Source organism: Microvirga splendida (assembly GCF_016427565.1).
Lineage (GTDB): Bacteria > Pseudomonadota > Alphaproteobacteria > Rhizobiales > Beijerinckiaceae > Microvirga > Microvirga splendida.
This window is the reverse complement of sequence record NZ_JAELXT010000001.1, coordinates 120,699-141,789: the sequence shown is the minus strand read 5'-3', so window position 1 is coordinate 141,789 and position 21,091 is coordinate 120,699. Positions and strand designations below refer to the sequence as shown.

26 protein-coding genes and 1 pseudogene are annotated in these 21,091 nt (G+C 63.7%); 24 read left to right on the top strand and 3 right to left on the bottom strand.

Features of this window, described 5'->3' with window-relative positions:
- Positions 1–2: 2 nt before the first annotated feature.
- The 17 genes from JAO75_RS00715 to JAO75_RS00635 all read left to right on the top strand — a co-directional run bounded on the left by JAO75_RS00715 (position 3) and on the right by JAO75_RS00635 (position 13,025).
- On the top strand, positions 3–1,352 hold the full coding sequence (locus JAO75_RS00715; RefSeq protein ID WP_199045775.1) for a flagellin: 1,350 nt from the start codon (positions 3–5) through the stop codon (positions 1,350–1,352).
- 15 nt (positions 1,353–1,367) lie between these two features.
- Entirely contained in the window at positions 1,368–1,715 is a 348-nt protein-coding gene (gene flaF / locus JAO75_RS00710) for a flagellar biosynthesis regulator FlaF (RefSeq protein WP_199045774.1), read from the top strand.
- Positions 1,712–2,128, top strand: a complete 417-nt coding sequence (gene flbT / locus JAO75_RS00705; protein WP_199045773.1) for a flagellar biosynthesis repressor FlbT — start codon at positions 1,712–1,714, stop codon at positions 2,126–2,128. Before flaF ends, flbT begins: the two co-directional genes overlap by 4 nt.
- A 14-nt stretch (positions 2,129–2,142) precedes the next feature.
- Positions 2,143–2,538: a flagellar hook assembly protein FlgD gene (gene flgD, locus JAO75_RS00700; RefSeq protein WP_199045772.1), complete on the top strand. Its 396-nt coding sequence runs from the start codon at positions 2,143–2,145 to the stop codon at positions 2,536–2,538.
- A gap of 1 nt (position 2,539) precedes the next feature.
- Complete coding sequence (locus JAO75_RS00695; protein WP_199045771.1) at positions 2,540–2,806, top strand: flagellar biosynthetic protein FliQ; 267 nt, start codon at positions 2,540–2,542, stop codon at positions 2,804–2,806.
- 124 nt (positions 2,807–2,930) lie between these two features.
- The gene (gene flhA, locus JAO75_RS00690; RefSeq protein WP_199045770.1) at positions 2,931–5,006 is read left to right on the top strand and encodes a flagellar biosynthesis protein FlhA; all 2,076 of its coding nucleotides are present in this window, start codon (positions 2,931–2,933) and stop codon (positions 5,004–5,006) included.
- Positions 5,003–5,758, top strand: coding sequence for a flagellar biosynthesis protein FliR (fliR, locus tag JAO75_RS00685; RefSeq protein ID WP_199045769.1), 756 nt, complete (start codon positions 5,003–5,005; stop codon positions 5,756–5,758). The genes flhA and fliR overlap by 4 nt, the downstream gene beginning before the upstream one ends.
- Before the next feature lie 6 nt (positions 5,759–5,764).
- Positions 5,765–6,163, top strand: a complete 399-nt coding sequence (locus JAO75_RS00680) for a hypothetical protein (protein WP_199045768.1) — start codon at positions 5,765–5,767, stop codon at positions 6,161–6,163.
- A 47-nt stretch (positions 6,164–6,210) separates the two neighbouring features.
- Positions 6,211–6,714: a rod-binding protein gene (locus JAO75_RS00675; RefSeq protein ID WP_199045767.1), complete on the top strand. Its 504-nt coding sequence runs from the start codon at positions 6,211–6,213 to the stop codon at positions 6,712–6,714.
- Positions 6,715–6,754: 40 nt separating this feature from the next.
- Positions 6,755–7,099, top strand: coding sequence for a flagellar protein FlgN (locus JAO75_RS00670; RefSeq protein WP_199045765.1), 345 nt, complete (start codon positions 6,755–6,757; stop codon positions 7,097–7,099).
- Positions 7,096–7,545 (top strand): hypothetical protein, encoded by a 450-nt coding sequence (locus JAO75_RS00665; protein WP_199045763.1) that lies wholly within the window; start codon positions 7,096–7,098, stop codon positions 7,543–7,545. The genes JAO75_RS00670 and JAO75_RS00665 overlap by 4 nt, the downstream gene beginning before the upstream one ends.
- 35 nt (positions 7,546–7,580) lie before the next feature.
- On the top strand, positions 7,581–7,964 hold the full coding sequence (locus JAO75_RS00660; RefSeq protein WP_199045761.1) for a response regulator: 384 nt from the start codon (positions 7,581–7,583) through the stop codon (positions 7,962–7,964).
- A gap of 4 nt (positions 7,965–7,968) precedes the next feature.
- Entirely contained in the window at positions 7,969–9,084 is a 1,116-nt protein-coding gene (locus JAO75_RS00655) for a protein-glutamate methylesterase/protein-glutamine glutaminase (RefSeq protein WP_199045759.1), read from the top strand.
- A complete protein-coding gene (locus tag JAO75_RS00650) occupies positions 9,081–9,932 on the top strand; it encodes a CheR family methyltransferase (protein ID WP_199045758.1) in 852 nt (283 codons plus the stop codon). Before JAO75_RS00655 ends, JAO75_RS00650 begins: the two co-directional genes overlap by 4 nt.
- 410 nt (positions 9,933–10,342) lie before the next feature.
- Positions 10,343–11,521 carry a flagellin gene (locus JAO75_RS00645; protein WP_199045757.1) on the top strand — a complete coding sequence of 393 codons (1,179 nt, stop codon included), beginning with the start codon at positions 10,343–10,345 and terminating at the stop codon, positions 11,519–11,521.
- Positions 11,522–11,596: 75 nt separating this feature from the next.
- Complete coding sequence (locus JAO75_RS00640) at positions 11,597–12,181, top strand: hypothetical protein (RefSeq protein ID WP_199045756.1); 585 nt, start codon at positions 11,597–11,599, stop codon at positions 12,179–12,181.
- Positions 12,182–12,236: 55 nt separating this feature from the next.
- On the top strand, positions 12,237–13,025 hold the full coding sequence (locus JAO75_RS00635) for a DUF1217 domain-containing protein (protein ID WP_199045755.1): 789 nt from the start codon (positions 12,237–12,239) through the stop codon (positions 13,023–13,025).
- Between the two features lie 49 nt (positions 13,026–13,074).
- Here the strand turns inward: JAO75_RS00635 and JAO75_RS00630 are convergent, their stop codons facing one another.
- The gene (locus tag JAO75_RS00630) at positions 13,075–13,446 is read right to left on the bottom strand and encodes a hypothetical protein (protein WP_199045754.1); all 372 of its coding nucleotides are present in this window, start codon (positions 13,444–13,446) and stop codon (positions 13,075–13,077) included.
- A 210-nt stretch (positions 13,447–13,656) separates the two neighbouring features.
- Between JAO75_RS00630 and JAO75_RS00625 the strand changes: the two genes are divergently transcribed.
- Both JAO75_RS00625 and JAO75_RS00620 read left to right on the top strand, forming a co-directional pair.
- Positions 13,657–13,794: a hypothetical protein gene (locus JAO75_RS00625; RefSeq protein ID WP_199045753.1), complete on the top strand. Its 138-nt coding sequence runs from the start codon at positions 13,657–13,659 to the stop codon at positions 13,792–13,794.
- Positions 13,795–14,074: 280 nt separating this feature from the next.
- Entirely contained in the window at positions 14,075–14,734 is a 660-nt protein-coding gene (locus JAO75_RS00620; RefSeq protein ID WP_199045752.1) for a transglutaminase-like cysteine peptidase, read from the top strand.
- A 57-nt stretch (positions 14,735–14,791) separates the two neighbouring features.
- Here the strand turns inward: JAO75_RS00620 and JAO75_RS00615 are convergent, their stop codons facing one another.
- Entirely contained in the window at positions 14,792–15,424 is a 633-nt protein-coding gene (locus JAO75_RS00615) for a hypothetical protein (RefSeq protein ID WP_199045750.1), read from the bottom strand.
- A gap of 155 nt (positions 15,425–15,579) precedes the next feature.
- On the opposite strand from JAO75_RS00615, the gene JAO75_RS00610 reads away from it, so the two are divergent.
- A complete protein-coding gene (locus JAO75_RS00610; protein WP_199045748.1) occupies positions 15,580–17,250 on the top strand; it encodes a methyl-accepting chemotaxis protein in 1,671 nt (556 codons plus the stop codon).
- Between the two features lie 86 nt (positions 17,251–17,336).
- On the opposite strand, the gene JAO75_RS00605 is transcribed toward JAO75_RS00610, so the two are convergent.
- Entirely contained in the window at positions 17,337–17,837 is a 501-nt protein-coding gene (locus tag JAO75_RS00605; protein WP_199045747.1) for a response regulator, read from the bottom strand.
- A 127-nt stretch (positions 17,838–17,964) separates the two neighbouring features.
- Between JAO75_RS00605 and JAO75_RS00600 the strand changes: the two genes are divergently transcribed.
- From JAO75_RS00600 to JAO75_RS00585, 4 genes and pseudogenes are all read left to right on the top strand, one after another.
- A complete protein-coding gene (locus JAO75_RS00600) occupies positions 17,965–18,363 on the top strand; it encodes a response regulator (RefSeq protein ID WP_199045746.1) in 399 nt (132 codons plus the stop codon).
- A gap of 39 nt (positions 18,364–18,402) precedes the next feature.
- On the top strand, positions 18,403–18,825 hold the full coding sequence (locus tag JAO75_RS00595; protein WP_199045745.1) for a response regulator: 423 nt from the start codon (positions 18,403–18,405) through the stop codon (positions 18,823–18,825).
- An 88-nt stretch (positions 18,826–18,913) separates the two neighbouring features.
- On the top strand, positions 18,914–19,321 hold the full coding sequence (locus JAO75_RS00590) for a response regulator (protein ID WP_199045744.1): 408 nt from the start codon (positions 18,914–18,916) through the stop codon (positions 19,319–19,321).
- Between the two features lie 181 nt (positions 19,322–19,502).
- Positions 19,503–21,080, top strand: a pseudogene (locus JAO75_RS00585) (ABC-F family ATP-binding cassette domain-containing protein); the annotation flags it as partial.
- Positions 21,081–21,091: the final 11 nt, after the last annotated feature.

Sequence of the window (21,091 nt, the reverse complement as noted above, 5' to 3'; positions counted from 1 at the left end):
TCATGAGAACGACCTTTGTCTCGACGCTGACGCTCTGGAACTCGTCCAAGACGTCGCTCGACAAGCTGCAGACCGGCCTCGTGAAGGCGAACAAGGAGCTTGTTACCGGCCGCGAGTCGGATGTGGGCCTGAAGCTCGGCTACAAGACAGGCCAGACCCTCTCTCTGCGCCAGGACCGTGCCGAGATCGACGCCCTGGTCGACAGCAATGCCTCGATCCTGCTCCGGATGAAGTCGAGCACGACGGCTCTCGATCAGGTCAGGACCAACGGCGACAAGTTCATGGACGCGCTCATTGCGACGCCCCTGAATTCGTCGAGCCTCGCGACAGTCATGTATCAGGCGAAGGTCAATCTCAACAGCATGATCTCGTCGATGAACAGCGCCGTAGGCGGACAGTATATCTTCGGGGGCATCAATTCGCAGGAAAAGCCGCTCAACGACTATGCGGGCGGCATGCCGCCCCTGCGCGCGGCTGTCAGCATTCCCGTCTCGGGCCTGTCCACGGGCGATGTCATCAGCTTCAGCGTCGGCGGCGCTCCCGCCCAGGTCTTCCCCATGACCACGGAAGCAACCGTCGACGACCTCGTGGCGTCGATCAATGCAGCCGTCACGGCCACCACCCTCACCGGCGTTGAGGCCTCCCGCGATCCGGTGACCGGCAACCTCGTGCTGAAGTCGACCGATCCGACGGGCAAAACCGACGTGACCGGCTCCTTCACGGATGTGGACGGCACCGGCGTCCCGGTCGCGGGTTCCGTCACGCGAAGCCCTCAGGCTGCGATCAATTCAGCCTTCCGGTCGACCTTCGGGTTCGGGGTGAATGATGCTGCGGTATCGACGATCGCGCCGGATGACATGAAGGCCTTCCTGGACGGGGCTTTCGCGGCTCTGTTCGAGGGAGCCGACTGGCAGGACTGGTCGAACGCATCGAGCCAGAACATCCAGAGCCGAATCTCCGTGCGGGAAAAGGTGGAGTCGTCCATCAACGCCAATGAGTCGGGGATTCAGAAGATGGCGATGGCCTATACGATGATCTTCGAACTCGGTCTCGACCGTCTTGGCGAGAAGACGCGGGAGACTCTCGTTCACAAGGCGATCGAGACCTTCTCCGCAGCCACCACGGGCGTGACCGCCATGCAGTCGAAGCTCGGAGCCGTTCAGGAGAAGGTCGAGGAGGCCGACGAGCGGATGAGCCTGCAGAAGGATATCCTCGACGCGAAGGTCATCCACCTCGAGGCGGTCGATCCGGCTGAAGCGAAGGTCAGGGTCGACCGGCTGATGACGCAGATCCAGACGTCCTACTCCCTGACCGCACAACTCAGGACCATGAGCCTGATCAATTATCTGTAATGGGTGGAGTCAAGTATGTATCGTTTCTCCTACGCCGAAGTTATTGAGGACTCCTCCAGGGATTGCCGCGACCGCGAATACCAGCTTTTCGACCGTGCCATCACGATGATGAAGGCTGCCAACGGCAAGCCGTCCCAGTCTCTGGACATGATAGAGGCCATCGTCTTCGTTCAGCGTCTCTGGACCTTTCTGATCAAGGATATCGGCCATCCCGACAACGGTCTTCCGGACAAGCTGAAGGGTCAGCTCATCTCCATCGGCCTCTGGGTCATGCGTGAATCCGACCGCGTGATCAGGGGCGAACACAACAATCTCGAAGCTCTGATCGATATCAATGCCATGATCCAGGAAGGCCTGAAATGAAAGCGAAGATGCGGTTTTCCCTCAAGGCGGGCGAGCGGATTTTCATCAACGGCGCGGTTCTCACCGTGAGCCAGAAGGTCACCTTGAGCCTTCTCAACGAGGCGCGTTTCCTCCTCGAGAGCCACGTGCTTCAGGTCGCCGAGGCGACCACGCCCATGCGCCAGCTCTACTTCGTCGCACAGTCCATCCTGATCAACCCCCAGGACGCCGACAAGGTGATGGGCGCCTTCCGCAAATTGTACGAGTCGATTCTGCTGATCACAGCCGACGAGCCCACGAAGGAAGCGCTTCGCCGGGCCGGCGATCTGGTTGAAGCGGACCGGATCTTCGAGGCCCTCAAGGTCATCAGAACCCTGTTCGAGCCGGACGCACGCTCCGTCACCCCACCCTCCGAAGCGGTTCAGGCCGCCTAACCGGGAGCCCTGCGATGAATGTGACCTCCGTTGCCTCGCCGCTTGCGAGCCGCCAGGCCGCGACCGGCCAGTCGACCGCCACCGCGACCTACAACAACTTCCTCAAGCTTCTGATGGCCCAGATGAAGAATCAGGACCCCACGGAGCCCATGAAGTCCACCGAGTACATGGCCCAGCTCGCCACCTTCTCCCAGGTCGAGCAGACGGTGCAGAGCAACGCCAAGCTCGATGCGCTTCTGGCCTCATCGGCCCTGTCCCAGGCGGACGGCGTCATCGGCCGCACGGTGACCACGGCTGACGGCAAAATCTCCGGTCAGGTGAATTCTGTGATCATCACCAACGAAGGGGCTGTGGCGAGGCTGACAAGCGGCGACAACGTCCTGCTCGGCCCAGGGATCGTGGTGAGCTGACATGAACGAGGTCGACGCCCTGGAACTGGTCCGCGCCGCGATCTGGACCGTCATCATCGGAGCAGGACCGGCCGTGGCCGTTGCCATGGTCATCGGCATCGGCATTGCCCTCATTCAGGCGCTGACCCAGATCCAGGAGGTCACCCTCACGTTCATCCCGAAGATCATCGCGATCCTCGTCGTCGCACTGGTGACGGGCTCGTTCGTGGGGTCTCAGATCTTCGCTTTCACGGAACTCGTCTACGGCCGAATTGTAACAGGGTTCTAGTGTCGGCCGGAATGCTGGGTCGCGAGGAGCCGCGAGCTTCCCCTTCCGGAAGGCTTGCGACCTCCGCGCAAGCTTCATAGTGCATCTGTCAGGCTCAACGTTCATTCGGTGAGCTGACAGGCACATGGAAGCAGTTCAAACAACAGCGCTGAGCCGCGGCAGAGATCTGGCTTTCGCCGGGGGCGTGATCGGCATCCTGGCCATCCTGTTCCTGCCGATACCTCCTCTGCTGATCGACATGGGCCTCGCCCTCTCGGTCGCCATGTCGGTCCTGATCCTGATGGTGGCTCTCTGGATTCAGAAGCCGCTCGAATTCTCGGCCTTTCCGACCGTTCTCCTCATTGCGACCCTGCTGCGCCTTGCCCTGAGCATCGCGTCGACCCGCTTGATCCTCTCCGACGGCCACAAGGGCATCGATGCGGCCGGGCATGTGATCAGCGGCTTCTCCCGATTCGTGATGAGCGGTGACTTCGTCATCGGCATCGTCGTCTTCATCATCCTCATCACGGTCAACTTCCTGGTCATCACCAAGGGCGCCACCCGAATCGCCGAGGTCGGCGCCCGCTTCACCCTCGATGCCATCCCGGGCAAGCAGATGGCGATCGACGCAGACCTCTCTGCAGGGCTGATCGACGAGAAGGAAGCGCAGCACCGGCGGCGGGAGCTCGAGGAGGAAAGCGCCTTTTTTGGCTCCATGGACGGCGCCTCCAAGTTCGTCCGCGGCGAGGCCATCGCGAGCTTGATCACGATTGCGGTCAACATCTTCGGCGGCATCATCATCGGCGTGACCCGGCACGGCATGCCGCTGTCCAAGGCCGCCGACGTGTTCACGCAGCTCTCCGTGGGCGATGGTCTCGTCAGCCAGATCCCGGCGCTGGTGGTCTCCCTCGCGGCGGGCCTTCTCGTCTCGAAGGGCGGCACGCGCGGTCAGGCGCAGAAGGCGGTTCTCGATCAGCTCGGCGCCTATCCCCGCGCCTTGATGATGGCTTCGGGCCTGATGTTCGTGTTCGCCATCATGCCCGGCCTGCCGATGATCCCTTTCCTTGTGCTGGGCGGCTGCATGGGCTTCATCGCCTATGCGATCCCGAAGCAGCGGGCCGACCAGGAAGAGAAGGTCAAGATGAAGCTCGCCGAGGAGCAGCAGAAGAACCTTCTGGAATCGCGGGACTCGGTGAAGGAATCCCTGAAGCTCGCGGAAATCGAGGTGTGCCTCGGCAAGCATCTTGCCTCGTACCTCTCAAGCTCGCACGGCGATCTTGCCCACCGCGTCAGCAAGATGCGCAAGAAGTTCGCGCAGGATTACGGCTTCGTCCTGCCGGACGTGAAGCTCTCCGACAGCCTGATGATTCCGCCTAAGAGCTACCAGATCAAGATCCACGGAACCGTGGTGGCGACCCAGGAGATCCGGCCGGGCGATCTTCTCGTCGTGCTGGGCGACGGCCCCATGCCGGACGTTCCAGGCGACGAGGTGCGCGAGCCCGCCTTCGGCATGAAGTCCCTATGGATTTCCGACGTGTACGTGAGCGAGATCAAGCGGCAGGGCTTCACGGCGGTCGATGGAGCCTCGGTCCTCCTCACGCATCTGAGCGAGGTGATCCGCAACAACCTGCCGCAGCTTCTCTCCTACAAGGACGTCCGCAATCTCCTGGACGGCCTCGACACGGAGTACAAGCGGCTGCTTGACGATATCTGCCCTTCGCAGATTTCCTACTCGGGACTCCAGGCGGTGCTGAAACTCCTGCTGGCGGAGCGGGTCTCGATCCGCAATCTCAGCCTGATCCTCGAAGCCATCGCCGAGATTGCTCCGCATGCCCGTCGCGCCGAGCAGCTGGTGGAGCATGTGCGGGTGCGCATTGCGCAGCAGATCTGCGGCGATCTCGCGGAAGGGGGCGCCCTCAACGTGCTGCGCCTGGGCAACAAATGGGACATCGCCTTCCATCAGAGCCTGAAGCGGGATGCCAAGGGCGACGTGGTCGAGTTCGACATCGACCCGCGCCTCGTGGAGCAGTTCGGCACCGAAGCCTCCGAGGCGATCAAGGCCCGGATGGGGCAGGTTCAGAGCTTCGCCATCGTCACCGCGCCGGACGCCCGCCCCTACGTGCGGATGATCATCGAGCGCATGTTCTCCTCACTGCCCGTCCTGTCTCATCTCGAGATCGCGCGCGGCGTGGAGGTCAACTCCCTCGGGACGATCTCGTGACCCAGGCGAGTTCCGAGATCCTGCTCGGAATCTTTCTCATCTTCTGCCGGGTCGGTGGCTGCCTGCTCATCGCGCCCGGCTTCTCGAGCTTCCGCATCCCGCTCCAGGTTCGCCTGTTCATTGCCTTGACCACGAGCCTGGCCCTCGCTCCCGTTCTGCTGACGAAGATGCGGGACGGGGCAACGTCTCTGGTGCCCGCCGCGATGCTGGCTGCAATCGGCACCGAACTGCTGACCGGCCTCCTGATCGGATTGCTGGGGCGGGTCTACTTCCTCGCCCTGCAGACCATGCTGAGCGGCGTCGCCATGGCCTTGGGCCTTGGCGGCATGCCAGGCGTCCCCATCGACGAGGCCGAGCCTCTCCCGCCGATCAGTTCCTTCATCATGATGGCGGCAACGGCGATCCTGTTCTTCTCCGACCTGCACTGGGAACTCTATCGCGGCATCGTGGAGTCCTACTCGCGGCTGCCCATAGGCGAAGGCTTCGGGGCCCGCCTGTCGCTGACGCAGCTCGTCGACCAGATTTCCGCGGCCTTCGTCCTGGCGCTGAGGATCAGCAGCCCGTTCATTCTATACTCCGTCATCGTCAATCTGGCCGTGGGGCTTACCAACAAGCTGACGCCGCAGATCCCGGTCTACTTCCTGGCGACGCCCTTCATCATGCTGGGCGGCCTGATCATCATGTACTTCGCCGCTCAGGATTACGTCCTGCTCTTCATGGATGCCTTCTCGACCTGGCTCAAGAACGGGTAAGCGGAAATGAAACAGCGCATTCGCAAGATCGACCGCATCCTGAAGGTCCAGGAGCGTCTCAAGCAGGAGGCCGAGCTGAGGGTCTCGCTTCTCGAGCGGGAGGCTGCGGAGCTGAGGACTTCGCAGGAGATGATCATTCAGTCGATGAACGATCATGACACGCTTCACGGCCTGTTCGTGGATGTTGCGGCCAGGCGGCTGCAGGCGCTCTCGACGCAGGAGAGCCATGTCGAGAAGGCGAAGGTCAGGCAGAAGGCGATCGCTCTGGACAAAGCCATGCAGGCGAAGCGGACGGAGAAGATGCTGACGAACCTGAAAGGCCAGGACCGGCGCGAGACGGAGAAGAAGGATCTCGCCTCGATCCTCGAGACCCTGGCGAGGGGCCGCGGCGCAAGCTTCCCGTAAGCTAGCCGATGTAGAAAAAGCCGAACGCAAGAAACGAGAGTGATGCGATGGCGATCAGCCCGCCCTCAGACATTATCAACGACGTTGCGCGAGCAGCCGACCCGACCCGCCTTCAGGCGGCGTCGCGCAAGCTCATGGAAGGCGCATCGCCCGCCGAGGGCGCCAGCTTCGACGATGCCGTGAAGGAGGTCGCGGACAGGCCCCTCATGATGCCCGGCGCCGACATCTATTCCCTCCGCAACTCGCTTCGCAACGATGCCGAGACCGCGAATGCCGACAAGGTGCGGAAAGCCCATCAGGAGTTCGAGGCGTACATTCTGCAGACCTTCGTCGAGTCGATGCTGCCCAAGGATGCCGAGAACACCTACGGCAAGGGCAATGCGGGCTCGATCTGGAAATCCATGCTGGCGGAGCAGATCGGCGGGCAGCTGGCGAAGGCCGGCGGCATCGGGATCGCGGATAGGCTTCTCGACGCCCGTAGGCATGGCCCTTCTGCAGCCGCTCCGGCGACGTCAGGCCCATCGATGAACAGCCTGCTCGGCAAGGTATGACATCGGCCGCGAGAGATTATTCGAACAGAGGAACATGCTCATGCTGATGAAATCGCTGGACCGCCTTGAAGAAACGCTCGACATGGAAACGTCGGCGCTCATGGCGCGGGACCTCTCCAATCTTGACGAGTTCAACCGCCGCAAGAGCCAGTGCCTTCTGGAGATCAGCCGAATCGTGCGGACGGCCGAGATCAGCGCGCTGGATCCCAACGCGACCAGGCGTCTTCAAGGTCTGCAGGGCAAGATCGAGCAGAACCAGGACATTCTCCGGCGGCACATGCAGGCCGTTCAGGAGGTAGCCGGCATCATCTCGAGCGCGATCCAGAAGGCCGAGTCCGACAGCACCTATTCGGCTCATGTCGCCAGAGCAGGTTACGGCGCATGATCAGGAACGTCATGGCGGGCTTTTGGGTCTGCGCCGTCACGCTGGCCTCATGCTATGCGGCGGTGACCTGGACCGTCGGCAAGGCGCCTGTCGAGGACAAGGGAAGCTATGAGGGCCTGCAGTACAAGAAGCTGCCGGCCATGAACATCCCGATCATCGCCGAGGGGGCCGTCCAGGGCTACGTGATCGCCAACCTGGTCTTCACGGCCGACGCCAAGACGCTGCGGGAGATCTCGGTTCCTCCGGAGGCCTTCATTCAGGACGAGGTCTTCCGGTATGTCTATGCCGACGAAACCCTCGATTTCAAGAAGCTGTCCCGGTACAACGTCAACGGGATGATCGGCAGCGTACGTGACAGAATCAACAAGCGTCTGGGTGCCGAGATCGTCAAGGAAATCCTGGTCGAAAATTTCAACTTCGTCGACAAGTCCGCCATTCGCTCCTAGTCGAAAAGAACGGTTCAGGGGCAGGAAGTTTTTTCATGAATTATTGCTTGATCATCGATGACTCTCGCGTCATCCGGAAAGTCTCCCGCGATATCGTCGAAGGACTGGCTTTCCGCGTTGCAGAAGCGGAGAACGGGGAGGTGGGGCTTGAGGCGTGCCGGGCAGAGATGCCGGACGTGATCCTCCTGGACTGGAACATGCCCGTCATGGACGGATACAGCTTCCTCAAGCACCTGCGCGCCACGCCCGAGGGGCAGGCTCCGAAGGTCGTGTTCTGCACGACCGAGAACGATGTCGACCACATCACGCGGGCCCTGGAGGCCGGAGCGAACGAGTACATCATGAAGCCGTTCGACCGGGACATCCTCGCAGCCAAGTTCCAGGAACTCGGCGTCCTTCCCGCCTCCCAATCAGCGTGACGCCATGTCGATAGCTCCTGTCATTCAACCCGGTCCGGCTCCCGGCAGGCCGACCCGCGTCATGATCGTCGACGACAGTGCCGTCATCCGCGGGATGATCGCGCGCTGGCTCACCGAGGCCGGAGGTTTCGACATCGTCGCCACGGCGTCCAATGGGCGCATGGCGGTCGATGCGGCCGAACGGTCCAAGCCGGAGATTATCCTCCTCGACATCGAAATGCCGGAGGTCGACGGGCTCGCGGCCCTTCCCATGATCCTCAAGGTTCAGCCGGCGAGCAAGGTCATCGTCATCTCGACGCTGACGCAGAGAAATGCGGAAATCTCGCTGAAGTGCCTGTCGCTGGGAGCCGTCGACTACCTGGCAAAGCCGGAAAGCGCCCGTGCGGCGGGAGCTGCGGCCGATTTCCGGCGCGACCTGATCGAGAAGCTGCGCGCGCTCGGCGAGGCCAAGAGTCGCCAGGCGCGGTTCGCGGCGGCGCCTATCCCTGTCCTGCCGACGCCGGCCACTCCGTTGGCCGTGAAGCCCGGCACGGTCAGGCCGCAATGCCTGCTGATCGGATCCTCCACCGGCGGTCCCCGGGCGGTCGAACGGGTTCTGCTCGATCTCAAGCCCGCCCTTGCGAGCATCCCGGTGCTGATCGTGCAGCATATGCCCGCGATGTTCACGGCGGTCTTCGCCGAGCACCTGCAATCCTTCCTCTCCATGCCGGCCCGGGAAGCCAAGGATGGCGATCCCGTCAATCCCGGCACGATCCTCGTGGCTCCCGGCGGGCGCCACATGGGTGTGGTCTCGTCGGGCGGCCGGGCCGTCATCCGGCTGAACGACGGACCTCCTGAAAACTTCTGCCGCCCCGCCGTCGACGTGCTCTTCCGCGAAGCGGCCGGCGTGTTCGGCGGCGCCGTCATTGCGGCGGTGCTCACGGGCATGGGATCCGACGGAACGCAAGGCGCGCGCCACCTCGCCAAGGCGGGCGCCACGATCATCGCGCAGGACGAAGCCACGAGCATCGTCTGGGGAATGCCGGGAAGCATCGTGAAGGCCGGCCTGGCCCACGAGATCCTTCCCCTGGAATCCATCGGCCGCTCCCTGAAGGGCCACATCACCGGATCTTCGAAATGACCGAGGCCGAATTCGACGCCCTGCGCGCTTTCCTCAAGACCCGCTCGGGCCTGGCGCTGTCCCCGGACAAGCGATACCTCGTCGAGAGCCGTCTCTCGTCGGTCTGCACGCGCTTCAAGATCGACAGCCTGTCGCATCTGGTGCGCGAGATCAGGGCAGGGCGGTCGATCGCCCTGGAGAAGGCCGTCGTCGAGGCGATGACCACGAACGAGACCTTCTTCTTCCGGGACAAGGCGCCCTTCGATCTGTTCCAGGACGTGCTGCTGCCGAAATACCTGAAGGAGCGCGCCTCGTCCCGCCGTCTGCGCATCTGGTGTGCGGCAGCCTCCACCGGACAGGAGCCGTATTCCCTCGCCATGCTGCTCAAGGAGGCAGCGCCGCGCATGCCGGGCTGGCACATCGACATCGTGGCGTCCGACATCTCCACCGAGGTTCTGGAGAAGGCGAAGGCCGGGTTCTACAACCAGTTCGAGGTGCAGCGCGGCCTGCCGATCCGCCTTCTGGTCAAATACTTCACGCAGGTCGGCGACCAGTGGCAGATCGCGCCCGAGATCCGCGCGATGGTGGACTACCGTTACCTGAACCTGATCGAGGACTTCAATCGCCTAGGCCAGTTCGACATCGTCTATTGCCGCAACGTGCTGATCTATTTCGACGCCACCCTGAAGGCCGACGTGCTGCGCCGGATCGCGAACGTCATGGCGCCCGACGGAGCGCTGCTGCTCGGCGCGTCCGAGACGGTGCTCGGCGTGACCGACGCGCTGACCCTCGATCCCGCTCATCGCGGCCTGTATTCCAAGAACGGTTCAAGCGCCGCGCCGAAGATGTTCGCCGTCGGTGCGCGGTAAACCGGAGTGAGAAGAGGCGCTCATCTTAAGTATCACTTTCTCGCAGACGTTCTGCATCGTCTGTACCGCGCGCTTGAACAGTAAACCGCTCTGCCGCTTATAGTTAATGAAAGATTAACAGCAAAAATTCTTCTCCAAAGTCGATCTTGATGCTTGACGCTGGGGGAGGGGATTGGTAGACAAGACATGCAAGCACCGCAGACGGAGATCGCAAGCTCTCCAGGTGCAGAGAAAGCACTATGGTACGCCTTCGTAAGAAGGCCAGGCATGATGCCATTCCATTTTGCCGGTAAAAGCCCGGATGTCATGTGAGCAGCGGATCGAGATTCCCTCGAGGCATGAAGCCACTCCGCTGGGTCGGTTAGATCCCGACATTCCCTGAACAATCACATCATTCAAGGAAGAAGCACATGTCTTCGATCAACACGAACCTCTCCGCCATGACCGCCCTGCAGTCGCTGAAGTCGACCCAGACGGCCATGAACAAGACCCAGAACCAGATCTCGTCCGGCCTGCGCGTCGGCGAGGCCTCGCACAATGCGTCGTACTGGTCGATTGCCACCCAGATGAAGTCCGACAACGGCGCCCTCGGCTCCGTAAAGGACTCCATCAAGCAGTCGAAGTCCATGATCGACACCTTCAGCTCCGCGATGGACAAGGCTCTGACGCATCTCAACGAGATGAAGAAGAAGGTCGCCACCGGCGGTAATCCGGGTGCTGACCTCAACGCGATCCAGACCGAACTGAACCAGCGCATTGCTGGTCTCAAGAGCACGGCTGACTCGGCCACGATCAACGGCCAGAACTGGCTGAAGGGCGATCCCCAAAGCGTGCAGCTCGTCACGTCTTATGACAACGGCGTGCTCGGCAAGCTGGGCATCGACACCGGTGCTGTGCAGTTGTTCCAGAACGCCACCGCCGGCACCGGCGGCCTGCTGGGCAACGTGGCGACGATCAACGTCGCAGCAGCCCCCAAGGCCAGCCATGTCAACATTGACGTGACCGCTGCTGACGGCAGCTCTACGCTGACCGCAGCCTCTGCTGGTGCAATCACTGTCGACTTTGGTGGCGGCACGGCGGCAACGGTAACCTTCGCTGCTGGTGAAGCCAAGACGCTCAATGACGTTGTCAATAAGATCAATGGCGACAGCGCCATGAGCGCCCTGGTTGATGCTCAGGTAGTGAATGGCGACCTGCGCCTTGTGTCCAAGCTGGACGGCAAGAGCATGGCTGATGGCACCACCGTCTCGAGCCTCACTGGCGCGACCAAGAGCGGCGCTACCGTCAATGCTGGCGCTGGTGTCGGAACCTCGGTTGACACAGCTCTGGCGACCATTGAGCGCGCTATCGAAGCCGTGACGAAGGGCTCTTCGATGCTCGGCGCCACCAAGGCTCTCCTTGAGACCCAGGAAGAGTTCATCGGTGTCCTGTCCGACTCGCTGACCGCCGGCGTGAGCGCCTACATCGATGCCGACATGAACGAGGCATCGACCCGCTACCAGGCTCTGCAGACCCAGCAGCAGCTCGGCGTGCAGGCTCTCTCGATGGCTAACCAGAACAGCCAGATGATCCTGAAGCTCTTCCAGTAAGAGTTCCAGCATCCACCTGAAGGGAGCCTCGCCTTGCAAAGGGCGAGGCTTCTTTCGTTGGAAAGGAGGATCGCGATGCTGAAGAAGCCATCGTTTCACACCCGCTCCCGCATCGCAGGGCTGGCGGCAGGCCTCATGTCCCTCGCGGCCCTGCTCGCTGTGCCGAGCAAGGCCGGCGCCGTGGCGAACCGGTTCGGGTCATGGGACTACGTTCTTAGGCACGATGCAGACGGACAACCGCAAGCGGCATTTGCCCGCCTTTACGGGGAGGGCGGCTCGCTCCTCTGGCTGACCTGTCAGCGCCAGGTGACGGACGGCGATCTGCCGGCGGTGTCCTTCATCACGGCGGCCGTTCTCCAAAAGCAGTATCTCGGCCGCAGCGATTCCCGCGGAAGAAGCACCGTCTACTGGTTCGACGGCGGCTCTCCCGAGGTCGGTCACTGGATCTATCGCGACCGGCACGGGCAGATCCCGGAACCCGATCAGGTTCATGCCTTCGTGGACAGACTGGCCGAGGCGCAGAACCTGACCGTCGAGCTCTCGAACTACCGCTATGAAACCCGGAAGCTCCAGTTCCAGCTCGATCCCGGCGACACCAGGAACGTCGCCGACAGGTTCAAGCAGGATTGCAGGAGTATCCTGCGCGAGAACCGCAATTGACTCCCGTCGGCGTCGCAACCGGCCCCACCGTCACTGAGCATTGGAAAGCTGCACTATGATCAGCACATCGGTCCGTTACCAGATGATCTCGAAGAACATTGCGCAGACCAAAGCGCAAATCGAGAAGGATCCAACGGTCAAGCGGGAGACCGACTACTTCAAGGCCAACATCCAGAACGTCAAGAACATCGACGAATTTCTCAAGGACGACCGTCTCTACAAGTACGCCATGAAGGCCTTCGGCCTCGAAGACATGATCTTCGGCAAGGGGCTCATCAGGAAGATGCTCCAGGAGGGTGTGACGAACCCCTTCAGCATGGCGAACAAGATGACCAATCCGCTCTACAAGGAGTTCGCCAAAGCCTTCGACTTCAGGACCAAGGGCGAGGCGACGACCTGGGAGCCGAGCCTGACCACCGATACGGTTGCGCGATATGTCCAGATGTCGCTCGAGAAGAGGGAGGGCGAGCAGAACCAGGGCGTCCAGCTGGCCATGTATTTCAAGCGCAAGGCTCCAACCGTCACGAAGACCATGGGGCTGCTCGCTGACAAGGCGCTCCTTAAGTTCGTTCAGACGACGTTCGGCATCCCGGAGACCGCATCAAAGGCCGATCTCGACATCCAGGTGCGAAACCTGGAGAAGCATATCAACGTCAAGGATCTGCAGGATCCGAAGAAGGTGGACAAGCTGATCCAGCGGTTCAGCGCCATGTGGGACGTCAATAATCAAAGCACGATGACGGCATCGCCCACGTTGACGCTCTTCGACCCCACATCGGCTCAGCAGGGCTTCAGCGTGGACCTGATGATGAGCATCGCCAAGCTCCGTCCGGGCGGGTTCTGACCCGTGAGCCGCGCCTATTTGGGCGCGGCACCGCCGCGACGAAATTGATTTAAGGCAGAACGCCCACGATGACGCGCTCGGACACCGGCATGGCGTCCGACGGAGCGTGGACCACATAGGTGCCGTGGCAGATCCGCGTGATCCTACGGACGGGGGTGCGATGCCTGTCGGCTCCCGTCAGGTAGTTGACGGTGTAGTAGGGCTCCCCGCCGACATAGGCCGTCGTCCTGGTCTTGAACACGTAGCCGACCTGACTGCCGTTGATGCGGTACACGGATGTGGGAGGTCCGTAGGCTGCAATGCGCGATGCGATCGGCTTCCCGATGTATTCCGAGCACGACATCTCGGCCGCCTCATAGGTGGCCGTCGTGCATCCGCCAAGGCTGAGCGCAAGCGCCGATAGAGCGAGAGTGGGTTTCAAGCAGGCCTCCCAGTGACGGGCTGAACGTATCACGAAATTCCCGCCGCTCCGATCCATCGCCATGAGCCTTCGCGTGCTTTGGTAAAGACCGCTCCAGCCGTTCGACGTCTTGTCGCGAACCACGCTTCACCCGCTCCTGTCAGGCTCGCACAAGGCTCCCGGCGCATGATGCATCCGAACGACAGAGCCGTCGGTTTCGAGGAGAGGTGCATGAGTGTCATTCTGCTGCCGGTTATCGTTGCATCGCTGATCGGTCTTGTCGGGACTCCCGCTGTTCGTCTCATGGCCTCGTCGAAACGGGCCAGGAGCTGGGCGAAGAGCCAGAGCGGGGTGCTGCGCCGCTACTGACGAAGCGCGGGCCGGGCGGCGATGAAGGCGGCCTTTTCGCCTGGTCGTGTGAGCGGACCAGGCCGTTTCCGCCGGCGCCGGCAAGTCTTCGGGGTCGACCTTGCGGCCGTCGCGTTCCTCTTCGTTCGGAGAGTATCAACGCTCCGCTTATTGTCTGCGCACCGGCCTGTTGCTTGAAGTCAACACTGCGACATCGTTCTGTCATCTTCCTCACAATCGCGCTTGCACAGATCTCGTGCGGCTGACAGCTTTGATCAAAAGAAGCGAATAGGTGCGGGGCATGAGCAGGATCGATTTCTTAAAGCAGACGAAGAGGCGGTTACTGGCCGCTGCTGGAATCGGCGGTGCGATCCTGTCGACTGTCGCTGCAACACATTCGGCCCATGCGTTCCCGCAGTTGAACCTTCCGGTGATGAGTGCCGCCATCCTGTCGTCCGGAGGGGCCGGGCCGACGCCGGCCTGGATCGCCTTCTGCAAGCAGATGCCCGCGGAGTGCGCGCTCGATGCATCCGAGCCTGCCGTCATCACGCTGAATTCGGAGACCTGGAAGCTTCTCGCCGAGGTCAACGAGCGTGTGAACGCCACGATCGTCCCGGTGACCGATCAGGATCATTGGGGCGTGGCCGACCGTTGGGACTATCCGGACGACGGGGTCGGGGATTGCGAGGACATTCAGATCCTGAAGCGCCGCGTGCTCATCGAGGCGGGCCTGCCGCGCCGCGCCCTGCGTATGACGGTGGTCATCGACGAACTCGGCGCAGGTCACGCGGTTCTGATGGTGCGCACCGATCGCGGCGACTACATCCTGGACAACAAGCGCTCAGTCGTCCTCCCCTGGCAGGAGACCGGCTACCGCTATGTGAAGCGGGAAGGTTCGGAGAACGCCGCATGGGTGTGGCTCGGCAACCAGGCTGCGCCCATCGTGACCGCCACCAAATAGAAACGACAAAAGCGCCGCCCGGGAGGGCAGCGCTTTCAGGCAAGGGCCAAGCGGTTTTTAGCTCGACGCCTTCGCGGTCGGCCGCTGGCTGATCATGGTCTCGGATGTCAGAACCACCCAGCCGTTGTCGGAACGCTCGATCGAGATGATCTGGCCGATGCCGGGGAGCGTCATGCCGGGCGTGACCCACCAGACGCCTTCGGGGCCCTCGATGAGGGCGGATTCGCTCGTGGCGCGGTGAATCACGTAGCGCTGAAACCGGCTCTGCCGGTCGATGGCCAGCGCCGCCCGGTCGCTTCTGGCCTCCAGAACCGGCTCCACATTCTTCTGCCGGTTCAAAGAGCCCGTCGTCGTCGGGCTGAGATCGGCCGCCCGTGCCTGGCTCACCTCCGAGCCCTTGCTCATCATCAGGCCGTTTCCGGCGCTCTGGAGATAGGCGTAGCCGTCGCTGAGATAGACCGCATAGACCGGAAGAGCCACCGCCGAGAGGGTGAGCGCCAGTCCGAGGCACATGACGATGCGGTCGCCCACGGCCTCGCGCGCGCGGATCAGTTCCTCCAGGCGCCGCACCTTGCGGTCCTGGGACTCGGCGGCGGCCCCGCGCCCGGCTTGTCCTGCCCTGGCCACCTGCTCCAACACTTTATCGAACCGTACGCCCATGGAATCCGCCGCTCTGAAAATCGACTGCAATCATTCCTATGGGGTTATGCTTAACAATCCGTGACCTCCCGCAGAGAAAGCCTGTTGAAAACTCTGAACAGCCGGAGCAAGCCCGGCGCAAGCATCCTGTGAATACTGCTGCCTGTACTCACCGATATTGCGGACCAAATCATTCCGGGGGATGCATGAAGATCAGGACGAAGATATTTGCGCTTGTGGCTGCCTTGAGCTTCGTTGCGGTGGTCATTGCCGCAGTCGGCATCAGCACCTTGCAGAGCTACAATCAGGCGGTCGATGACGTGAGGCTCGCAGCCACGCGCGCGCTCTACGGCGAGCGCCTGAACCGGCTGGTGACGCACGTGGTCATGGAAGCGCGCGGCATCTATGCCTCCGCGAATACGACGGAAGCCCGCAAGTTCGGCGACGGTTTGACCGCGAGCCTGAAGGAAATCGACGCGCTCCTGAAGGAATGGGAGCCGGTCGTCCCTAGCACGCAAAGGGCGCTGTTCGACGCGGTGGTGAAGGATGCCGCCGGCTTCAAGGCGTTCCGGTCCGAGACCGTGCGCCTCGGCGCCGAGGTGTCGCCCGAGGCCGCCAACGCGCAGGGCAACAACGACGCCAACCGGGCGAACAGGAAGGCTTTCCAGGTCAGCATCGATGCCCTGACGAAGAAGGGCAGCGAAGACATCGCGGCGGTGGAGAAGAGGGCCGAGGAACTCTACGCCGAGCGCTTCATGCTTCTCGTCTCCATCGCGCTCGGCGGCTCCATCCTGGCGCTTCTGATCGGCTGGCTCGTGGGGCACCGGCAGATCGCCCGTCCGCTGAAGATCGTCACCGAGGCGATCCAGAAGCTCGCATCCGGCGACTACAACCTGCCGCAGGCGAAGGCCGGGCGCGACGAGATCGGCGACATCTGGAAGGCGACGCAGGTCTTCGCCGCCACCATGCACGAGGCGGAGGGGCTTCGGCGCCAGCAGGCGGAAACCGAAAAGCAGGCCGCCGAGCGCCGCAGGCACGAGATGGTCGCGCTCGCTCAGAGCTTCGAGGGCAGCGTGGGCGGTCTCGTCCAGCATCTCTCGGTCGCCGCCCAGCAGATGGAAGCCACGGCCCGCTCGATGGCCACGACGGCCGAGCAGACGAACCAGCAGTCGAACTCGGTGGCGGCCGCGGCCGAGCAGACCTCCAGCAACGTCCAGGCGGTCGCCGCCGCCACGGAGGAGCTCGCCGCATCGTCCAACGAGATCGGCACGCAGGTGTCGCAGACCTCGGCGGCCGCGGCCAAGGCCGTGCAGAACGCGCGCCGGACCAACGAGCTTGTCGAGACGCTCGCCGACGGCGCGCAGAAGATCGGCGAGGTGGTCGCCCTCATCAACAGCATCGCGAGCCAGACCAACCTGCTGGCGCTCAACGCCACCATCGAGGCGGCGCGCGCCGGGGAGGCCGGAAAGGGCTTCGCCGTGGTGGCCGCCGAGGTGAAGGAACTGGCAAACCAAACCTCGCGGGCCACGGACGAGATCACCTCGCACATCAACCAGATCCAGCAATCCACCAGGGGCGCCGTGGACGCCATCCGGGAGATCGGCCTGACCATCGAGGAGGTGCACCAGATCGCCACCAACGTGGCGGCTGCGGTCGAGGAGCAGCAGGCGGCCACGCAGGAGATCGCCCGCAATGTGAGCGAGGCGGCGCGCGGCACCCAGGAGGTGACCCAGAGCATCGTCCAGGTCCAAGGAGCGGCCACCCATGCCGGTTCGGCGGCCTCCCAGGTGCTGGCGGCCGCCGGGGAGCTGGCCACCAACTCGTCTGCCCTGACCCGGGAGGTGGAAGGCTTCCTGCAGGGTGTCCGGGCGGCCTGACGCTGCGGCCCGATCAGCCTCAATCACGCGAATCGAAAGGCGCAGCTTCGGCTGCGCCTTTTTTCGCCGGGATCCTCGGGGAGGTCTCAGGCCGTCTTGGAAATATCCGCCACGGGAGCGCTCCCGCCCGCCGTGCCGGCCTCGCGCCTGAGGCGGCGTGCCTCCTGCGCCCTCGCGGCGGCCGCCTGGACGTGCGACAGCAGGGTGGCATTCAAATAGGGCTTGGCGAGAAAGACCGCCCCCGGCGGCAGGTCGTCCTCCTTGGGCCATTCGCGGCCCGATGAGACGATGATCGCCACCTCCGGCCAGCCCCGGTGGACATGGCCCACCAGCTCATAGCCGTTCATGCCCGGCGGCATCTCCACGTCCGAGACCAGCACGTCGACCGCGACCTCGGCCTTCAGGACGCGCAGGGCCTCCTCGGCGTCCCCGGCCTCGATGACCCGGAAGTTCGCCTCCATCAGGATGTCGGCCGTAACGAGCCGCACGAGCGGTTCGTCTTCGACCAGGAGAACGATGCCGAGGGGTTGCTGGTGGGACACGGGACCGAAGGGACAAGAGGACAGGCTGATGGCAAACGTGGCCATTGATAGACGGTTCCGCCTGCCGGAGCCAGCCCTTCCCGCGAGGTGACGTGGCGCACAGGAGAACAGGACAGGAGAACCCGCAGGGCGTCACGACGTTGTCCGCCAGTTGTGTGCGTCTGGGGCAAGAATGAGTGCTGCATCCGTTACGGTTCTTCCACGCCGGACCCCACCGACCATTCTCGTCGTCGAAGGGGATGTCCGGATCCGGTATCGTGTCAGCGACGAGCTGCGGGCCTGGGGATTCAAGGTGCTGGAGGCCGGCTCCGCCCCGGAGGCCCTGACCGTGCTCGATGCGGTCCCGGTCGATCTTCTGGTCCTGGCCCTCGACCTGCCGGTGGCGGGCAGCGGCTGGGACGTGGTTCGTCACATTCGCGAGAGGCCCGCTCCGACGAAGATGATTGTCACGTCCGGGGAGGCGGATCCGCCGGGCAGCCTTGAGCCGTTTGTCCGCAAGCCTTACCAGACTGCCGAGGTCGCCAGGCTCGCCGCAGACAGCCTGAACTGGCCGCCACCCACGCAAGCTTGACCGCAGGAACAAAGGCAAAAGCTCGGCGGTTAGCTTCGCGTGAGCACGTCATCGACCCATCTCTCGGCCGAAGCCGACACCCCCCTCCAGACCATCCTCGTCGTCGAGGACGAGGTGCTGATCCGCCTCGTGGTCGCCGAGTATCTGCGCGAATGCGGCTACCGGGTCCATGAGGCCGTCAGCGCCCAGGAGGCCATCCTCATCCTCCAGGCCCCGGAGGTGTCCGTCGACATCGTGTTCAGCGACGTGGAGATGCCGGGAGAGATGGACGGCTTCGGGCTCGCCCGCTGGGTCCGGTCCAACAAGCCCGAGACCCAGGTCATCCTCACCTCAGGGGCGGAGCGGTCGGCTGACATCGCCGGAACCCTCTGCGAAGCCGGCCCCCTGATGAAAAAGCCGTATCACACGCAGGAAGTGGTGGACCGAATCAAGCAGCTGAGGGCCACGGCGAAGCGCTTCTGATCCTGCTTCGGCCTTCCGGCCGCTGCATCGCTCATCACGGCTGCTCGACGGGAGGGAACTGGATAGAGCCGTCGCCGTTTCATGCTGGATGAAACCGCATCGTCGCGTCGTGAAGCAGCCCGTCGTCCTGCTGGTGGAAGACGAACCCCTCGTTCGCCTGACCCAGGTCGACATCCTCAAGGAGGCCGAGTTCTGGGTCGTCGAGGCCCAGGACGCGGACGAGGCGTTCGAGCTCCTGAAAACGCGGCCCGAGATCGACGCCATCCTGACCGACGTCAACATGCCGGGCTCCATGGACGGGTTCGAATTCGCCCGGCTGGTGCGGCAGGGCTGGCCGGAGGTGGCCGTCCTGGTGATCTCCGGCAAGACCGGCCCCGGGCCGGGCGACCTCCCGCCCAACGCCACCTTCCTGCACAAGCCCATCATGCCGGACGACCTGGTCGCCGCGCTGCTGGACGTGATGGCCAAGCGGCCGCAGAACAGCGGCGCGGTCTGACGGCGCCACCGGTCGGGACATCTGCGTGCCCCGCCGGAGCTTGCGGCCTTTCTGCTCCCTGCCTATAACTTGCCTCCGACGCCTCTCCGTTAAGGCGTCCTTTTCGACAGGATGTGCGCCCACATGGATTTCCACCGGACAGCAACGCCGCTTTGCCTTGCCACCGGGACCATCCATCGCCATGCCTGCTTCGATTACCCTTTCCGGCCTCTCCTGGGCTACGCCTGACGGCCGCGCCCTCTTTTCCGATCTCGACCTGGGCTTCGGCCCCGAACGGACGGGCCTCGTCGGCCGCAATGGCGTCGGCAAGACCACGCTGCTGCGGCTGATCGCCGGCGAGCTGCGTCCTAACTCCGGCAGCCTCACCGTCGACGGCAGCCTCGGGATCCTGCGTCAGTCGGTTCATCTCGACCGGGCCGAGACCATCGCCAGCCTGTTCGGCGTCACCGAGGCTCTCGCGCTCCTGCGCCGCGCCGAGAACGGCGCGGCGACGCTCGAGGAGCTGGCGGATGCGGACTGGACCCTGGAGGCGCGCATCGAAGCCGCTCTTGCCCGCGTCGGCCTCCATGCGCGGCCGGACACGCCGCTTGCGACCCTGTCGGGCGGGCAGGGCACGCGGGCGAGCCTTGCGGCGCTCGTGTTCGCCGAGCCCGACTTCCTGCTCCTCGATGAGCCCACCAACAACCTCGACCGGGAGGGGCGCGCGGCGGTGATCGATCTTCTCGGCCAATGGCGCGGTGGCGCCATCGTGGTCAGCCATGACCGCGAGCTGCTCGACACCATGGATGCCATCGTCGAGCTCACCTCGCTCGGCGCCACGCGCTATGGCGGCAACTGGAGCCGGTATCGCGAGCGCAAGGCGCTGGAGCTCGCGGCGGCCCGGCACGATCTCGCCGATGCGGAGAAGCGTGTCGCCGAGATCGACCGGAGAACACAGGCGGTCGCCGAGCGAAAGGCCCGCAAGGACGGAGCCGGCCACAGGAAGCGCGCCAAAGGCGACATGCCGCGCATTCTCATGAATGCCATGAAGGACCGGAGCGAGGATACGAGCGGCGAGAATGCGCGCCTGGCGGAGCGGCGGCGCTCGCAGGCCCTCGACGCCGCGGCCTCGGCGCGGGAGCGTATCGAGGTCCTGCAGCCCTTCTCCGTCGTCCTGCCGCCGACTCACCTGCCGCCGGGCAAGACGGTTCTCATGGTCGATGCGGCAAGCGCCGGCTACGCGCCGGAGCGACCGATCCTGCACGATCTTTCCTTCTCCATCGTGGGACCGGAGCGCGTCGCCGTCGTGGGGCCGAACGGCTCAGGGAAAACGACGCTGCTCGCGCTCGTCACCGGGCAACTGCAGCCGTTGAGCGGGAGCGTGCGGGTCTTCACCGACTTCGCCCTGTTCGACCAGCGGGTGAGCCTGCTCGACCCTTCCGCCTCGATCCGCGACAATTTCCGGCGCATCAACCCGACCGTGGACGAGAATGCCTGCCGGGCGGCGCTCGCGCGCTTCATGTTCCGGGCGGACGCCGCCTTGAAGCCCGTCTCCACTTTGAGCGGCGGACAAGTGCTGCGGGCGGGGCTTGCCTGCGTGCTGGGCGGGCTGCAGCCGCCCGCGCTCCTGATCCTCGACGAGCCGACGAACCACCTCGACATCGATTCCATCGAGGCCGTGGAGGCGGGCCTGCGGGCCTATGACGGGGCGCTGCTGATCGTCAGCCACGACGAGGCCTTCCTGGACGCCATCGGCATCACGCGCCGGCTCGATCTCGCAACCCTGCCGGC

Bases quoted from the DNA above. Each gene is read 5' to 3' on its own strand.
- JAO75_RS00625 (WP_199045753.1), top strand. From the start codon at position 13,657: ATGAGTGTCATTCTGCTGCCGGTTATCGTTGCATCGCTGATCGGTCTT.
- JAO75_RS00660 (WP_199045761.1), top strand. From the start codon at position 7,581: ATGAATTATTGCTTGATCATCGATGACTCTCGCGTCATCCGGAAAGTC.
- JAO75_RS00715 (WP_199045775.1), top strand. From the start codon at position 3: ATGAGAACGACCTTTGTCTCGACGCTGACGCTCTGGAACTCGTCCAAG.
- JAO75_RS00635 (WP_199045755.1), top strand. From the start codon at position 12,237: ATGATCAGCACATCGGTCCGTTACCAGATGATCTCGAAGAACATTGCG.
- JAO75_RS00695 (WP_199045771.1), top strand. From the start codon at position 2,540: ATGAACGAGGTCGACGCCCTGGAACTGGTCCGCGCCGCGATCTGGACC.
- flgD (WP_199045772.1), top strand. From the start codon at position 2,143: ATGAATGTGACCTCCGTTGCCTCGCCGCTTGCGAGCCGCCAGGCCGCG.
- JAO75_RS00610 (WP_199045748.1), top strand. From the start codon at position 15,580: ATGAAGATCAGGACGAAGATATTTGCGCTTGTGGCTGCCTTGAGCTTC.
- flaF (WP_199045774.1), top strand. From the start codon at position 1,368: ATGTATCGTTTCTCCTACGCCGAAGTTATTGAGGACTCCTCCAGGGAT.
- flbT (WP_199045773.1), top strand. From the start codon at position 1,712: ATGAAAGCGAAGATGCGGTTTTCCCTCAAGGCGGGCGAGCGGATTTTC.
- JAO75_RS00645 (WP_199045757.1), top strand. From the start codon at position 10,343: ATGTCTTCGATCAACACGAACCTCTCCGCCATGACCGCCCTGCAGTCG.
- JAO75_RS00620 (WP_199045752.1), top strand. From the start codon at position 14,075: ATGAGCAGGATCGATTTCTTAAAGCAGACGAAGAGGCGGTTACTGGCC.
- JAO75_RS00665 (WP_199045763.1), top strand. From the start codon at position 7,096: ATGATCAGGAACGTCATGGCGGGCTTTTGGGTCTGCGCCGTCACGCTG.
- JAO75_RS00680 (WP_199045768.1), top strand. From the start codon at position 5,765: ATGAAACAGCGCATTCGCAAGATCGACCGCATCCTGAAGGTCCAGGAG.
- JAO75_RS00605 (WP_199045747.1), bottom strand. From the start codon at position 17,837: ATGGCCACGTTTGCCATCAGCCTGTCCTCTTGTCCCTTCGGTCCCGTG.
- JAO75_RS00590 (WP_199045744.1), top strand. From the start codon at position 18,914: ATGAAACCGCATCGTCGCGTCGTGAAGCAGCCCGTCGTCCTGCTGGTG.
- JAO75_RS00655 (WP_199045759.1), top strand. From the start codon at position 7,969: ATGTCGATAGCTCCTGTCATTCAACCCGGTCCGGCTCCCGGCAGGCCG.
- flhA (WP_199045770.1), top strand. From the start codon at position 2,931: ATGGAAGCAGTTCAAACAACAGCGCTGAGCCGCGGCAGAGATCTGGCT.
- JAO75_RS00640 (WP_199045756.1), top strand. From the start codon at position 11,597: ATGCTGAAGAAGCCATCGTTTCACACCCGCTCCCGCATCGCAGGGCTG.
- JAO75_RS00675 (WP_199045767.1), top strand. From the start codon at position 6,211: ATGGCGATCAGCCCGCCCTCAGACATTATCAACGACGTTGCGCGAGCA.
- JAO75_RS00670 (WP_199045765.1), top strand. From the start codon at position 6,755: ATGCTGATGAAATCGCTGGACCGCCTTGAAGAAACGCTCGACATGGAA.
- JAO75_RS00600 (WP_199045746.1), top strand. From the start codon at position 17,965: ATGAGTGCTGCATCCGTTACGGTTCTTCCACGCCGGACCCCACCGACC.
- JAO75_RS00650 (WP_199045758.1), top strand. From the start codon at position 9,081: ATGACCGAGGCCGAATTCGACGCCCTGCGCGCTTTCCTCAAGACCCGC.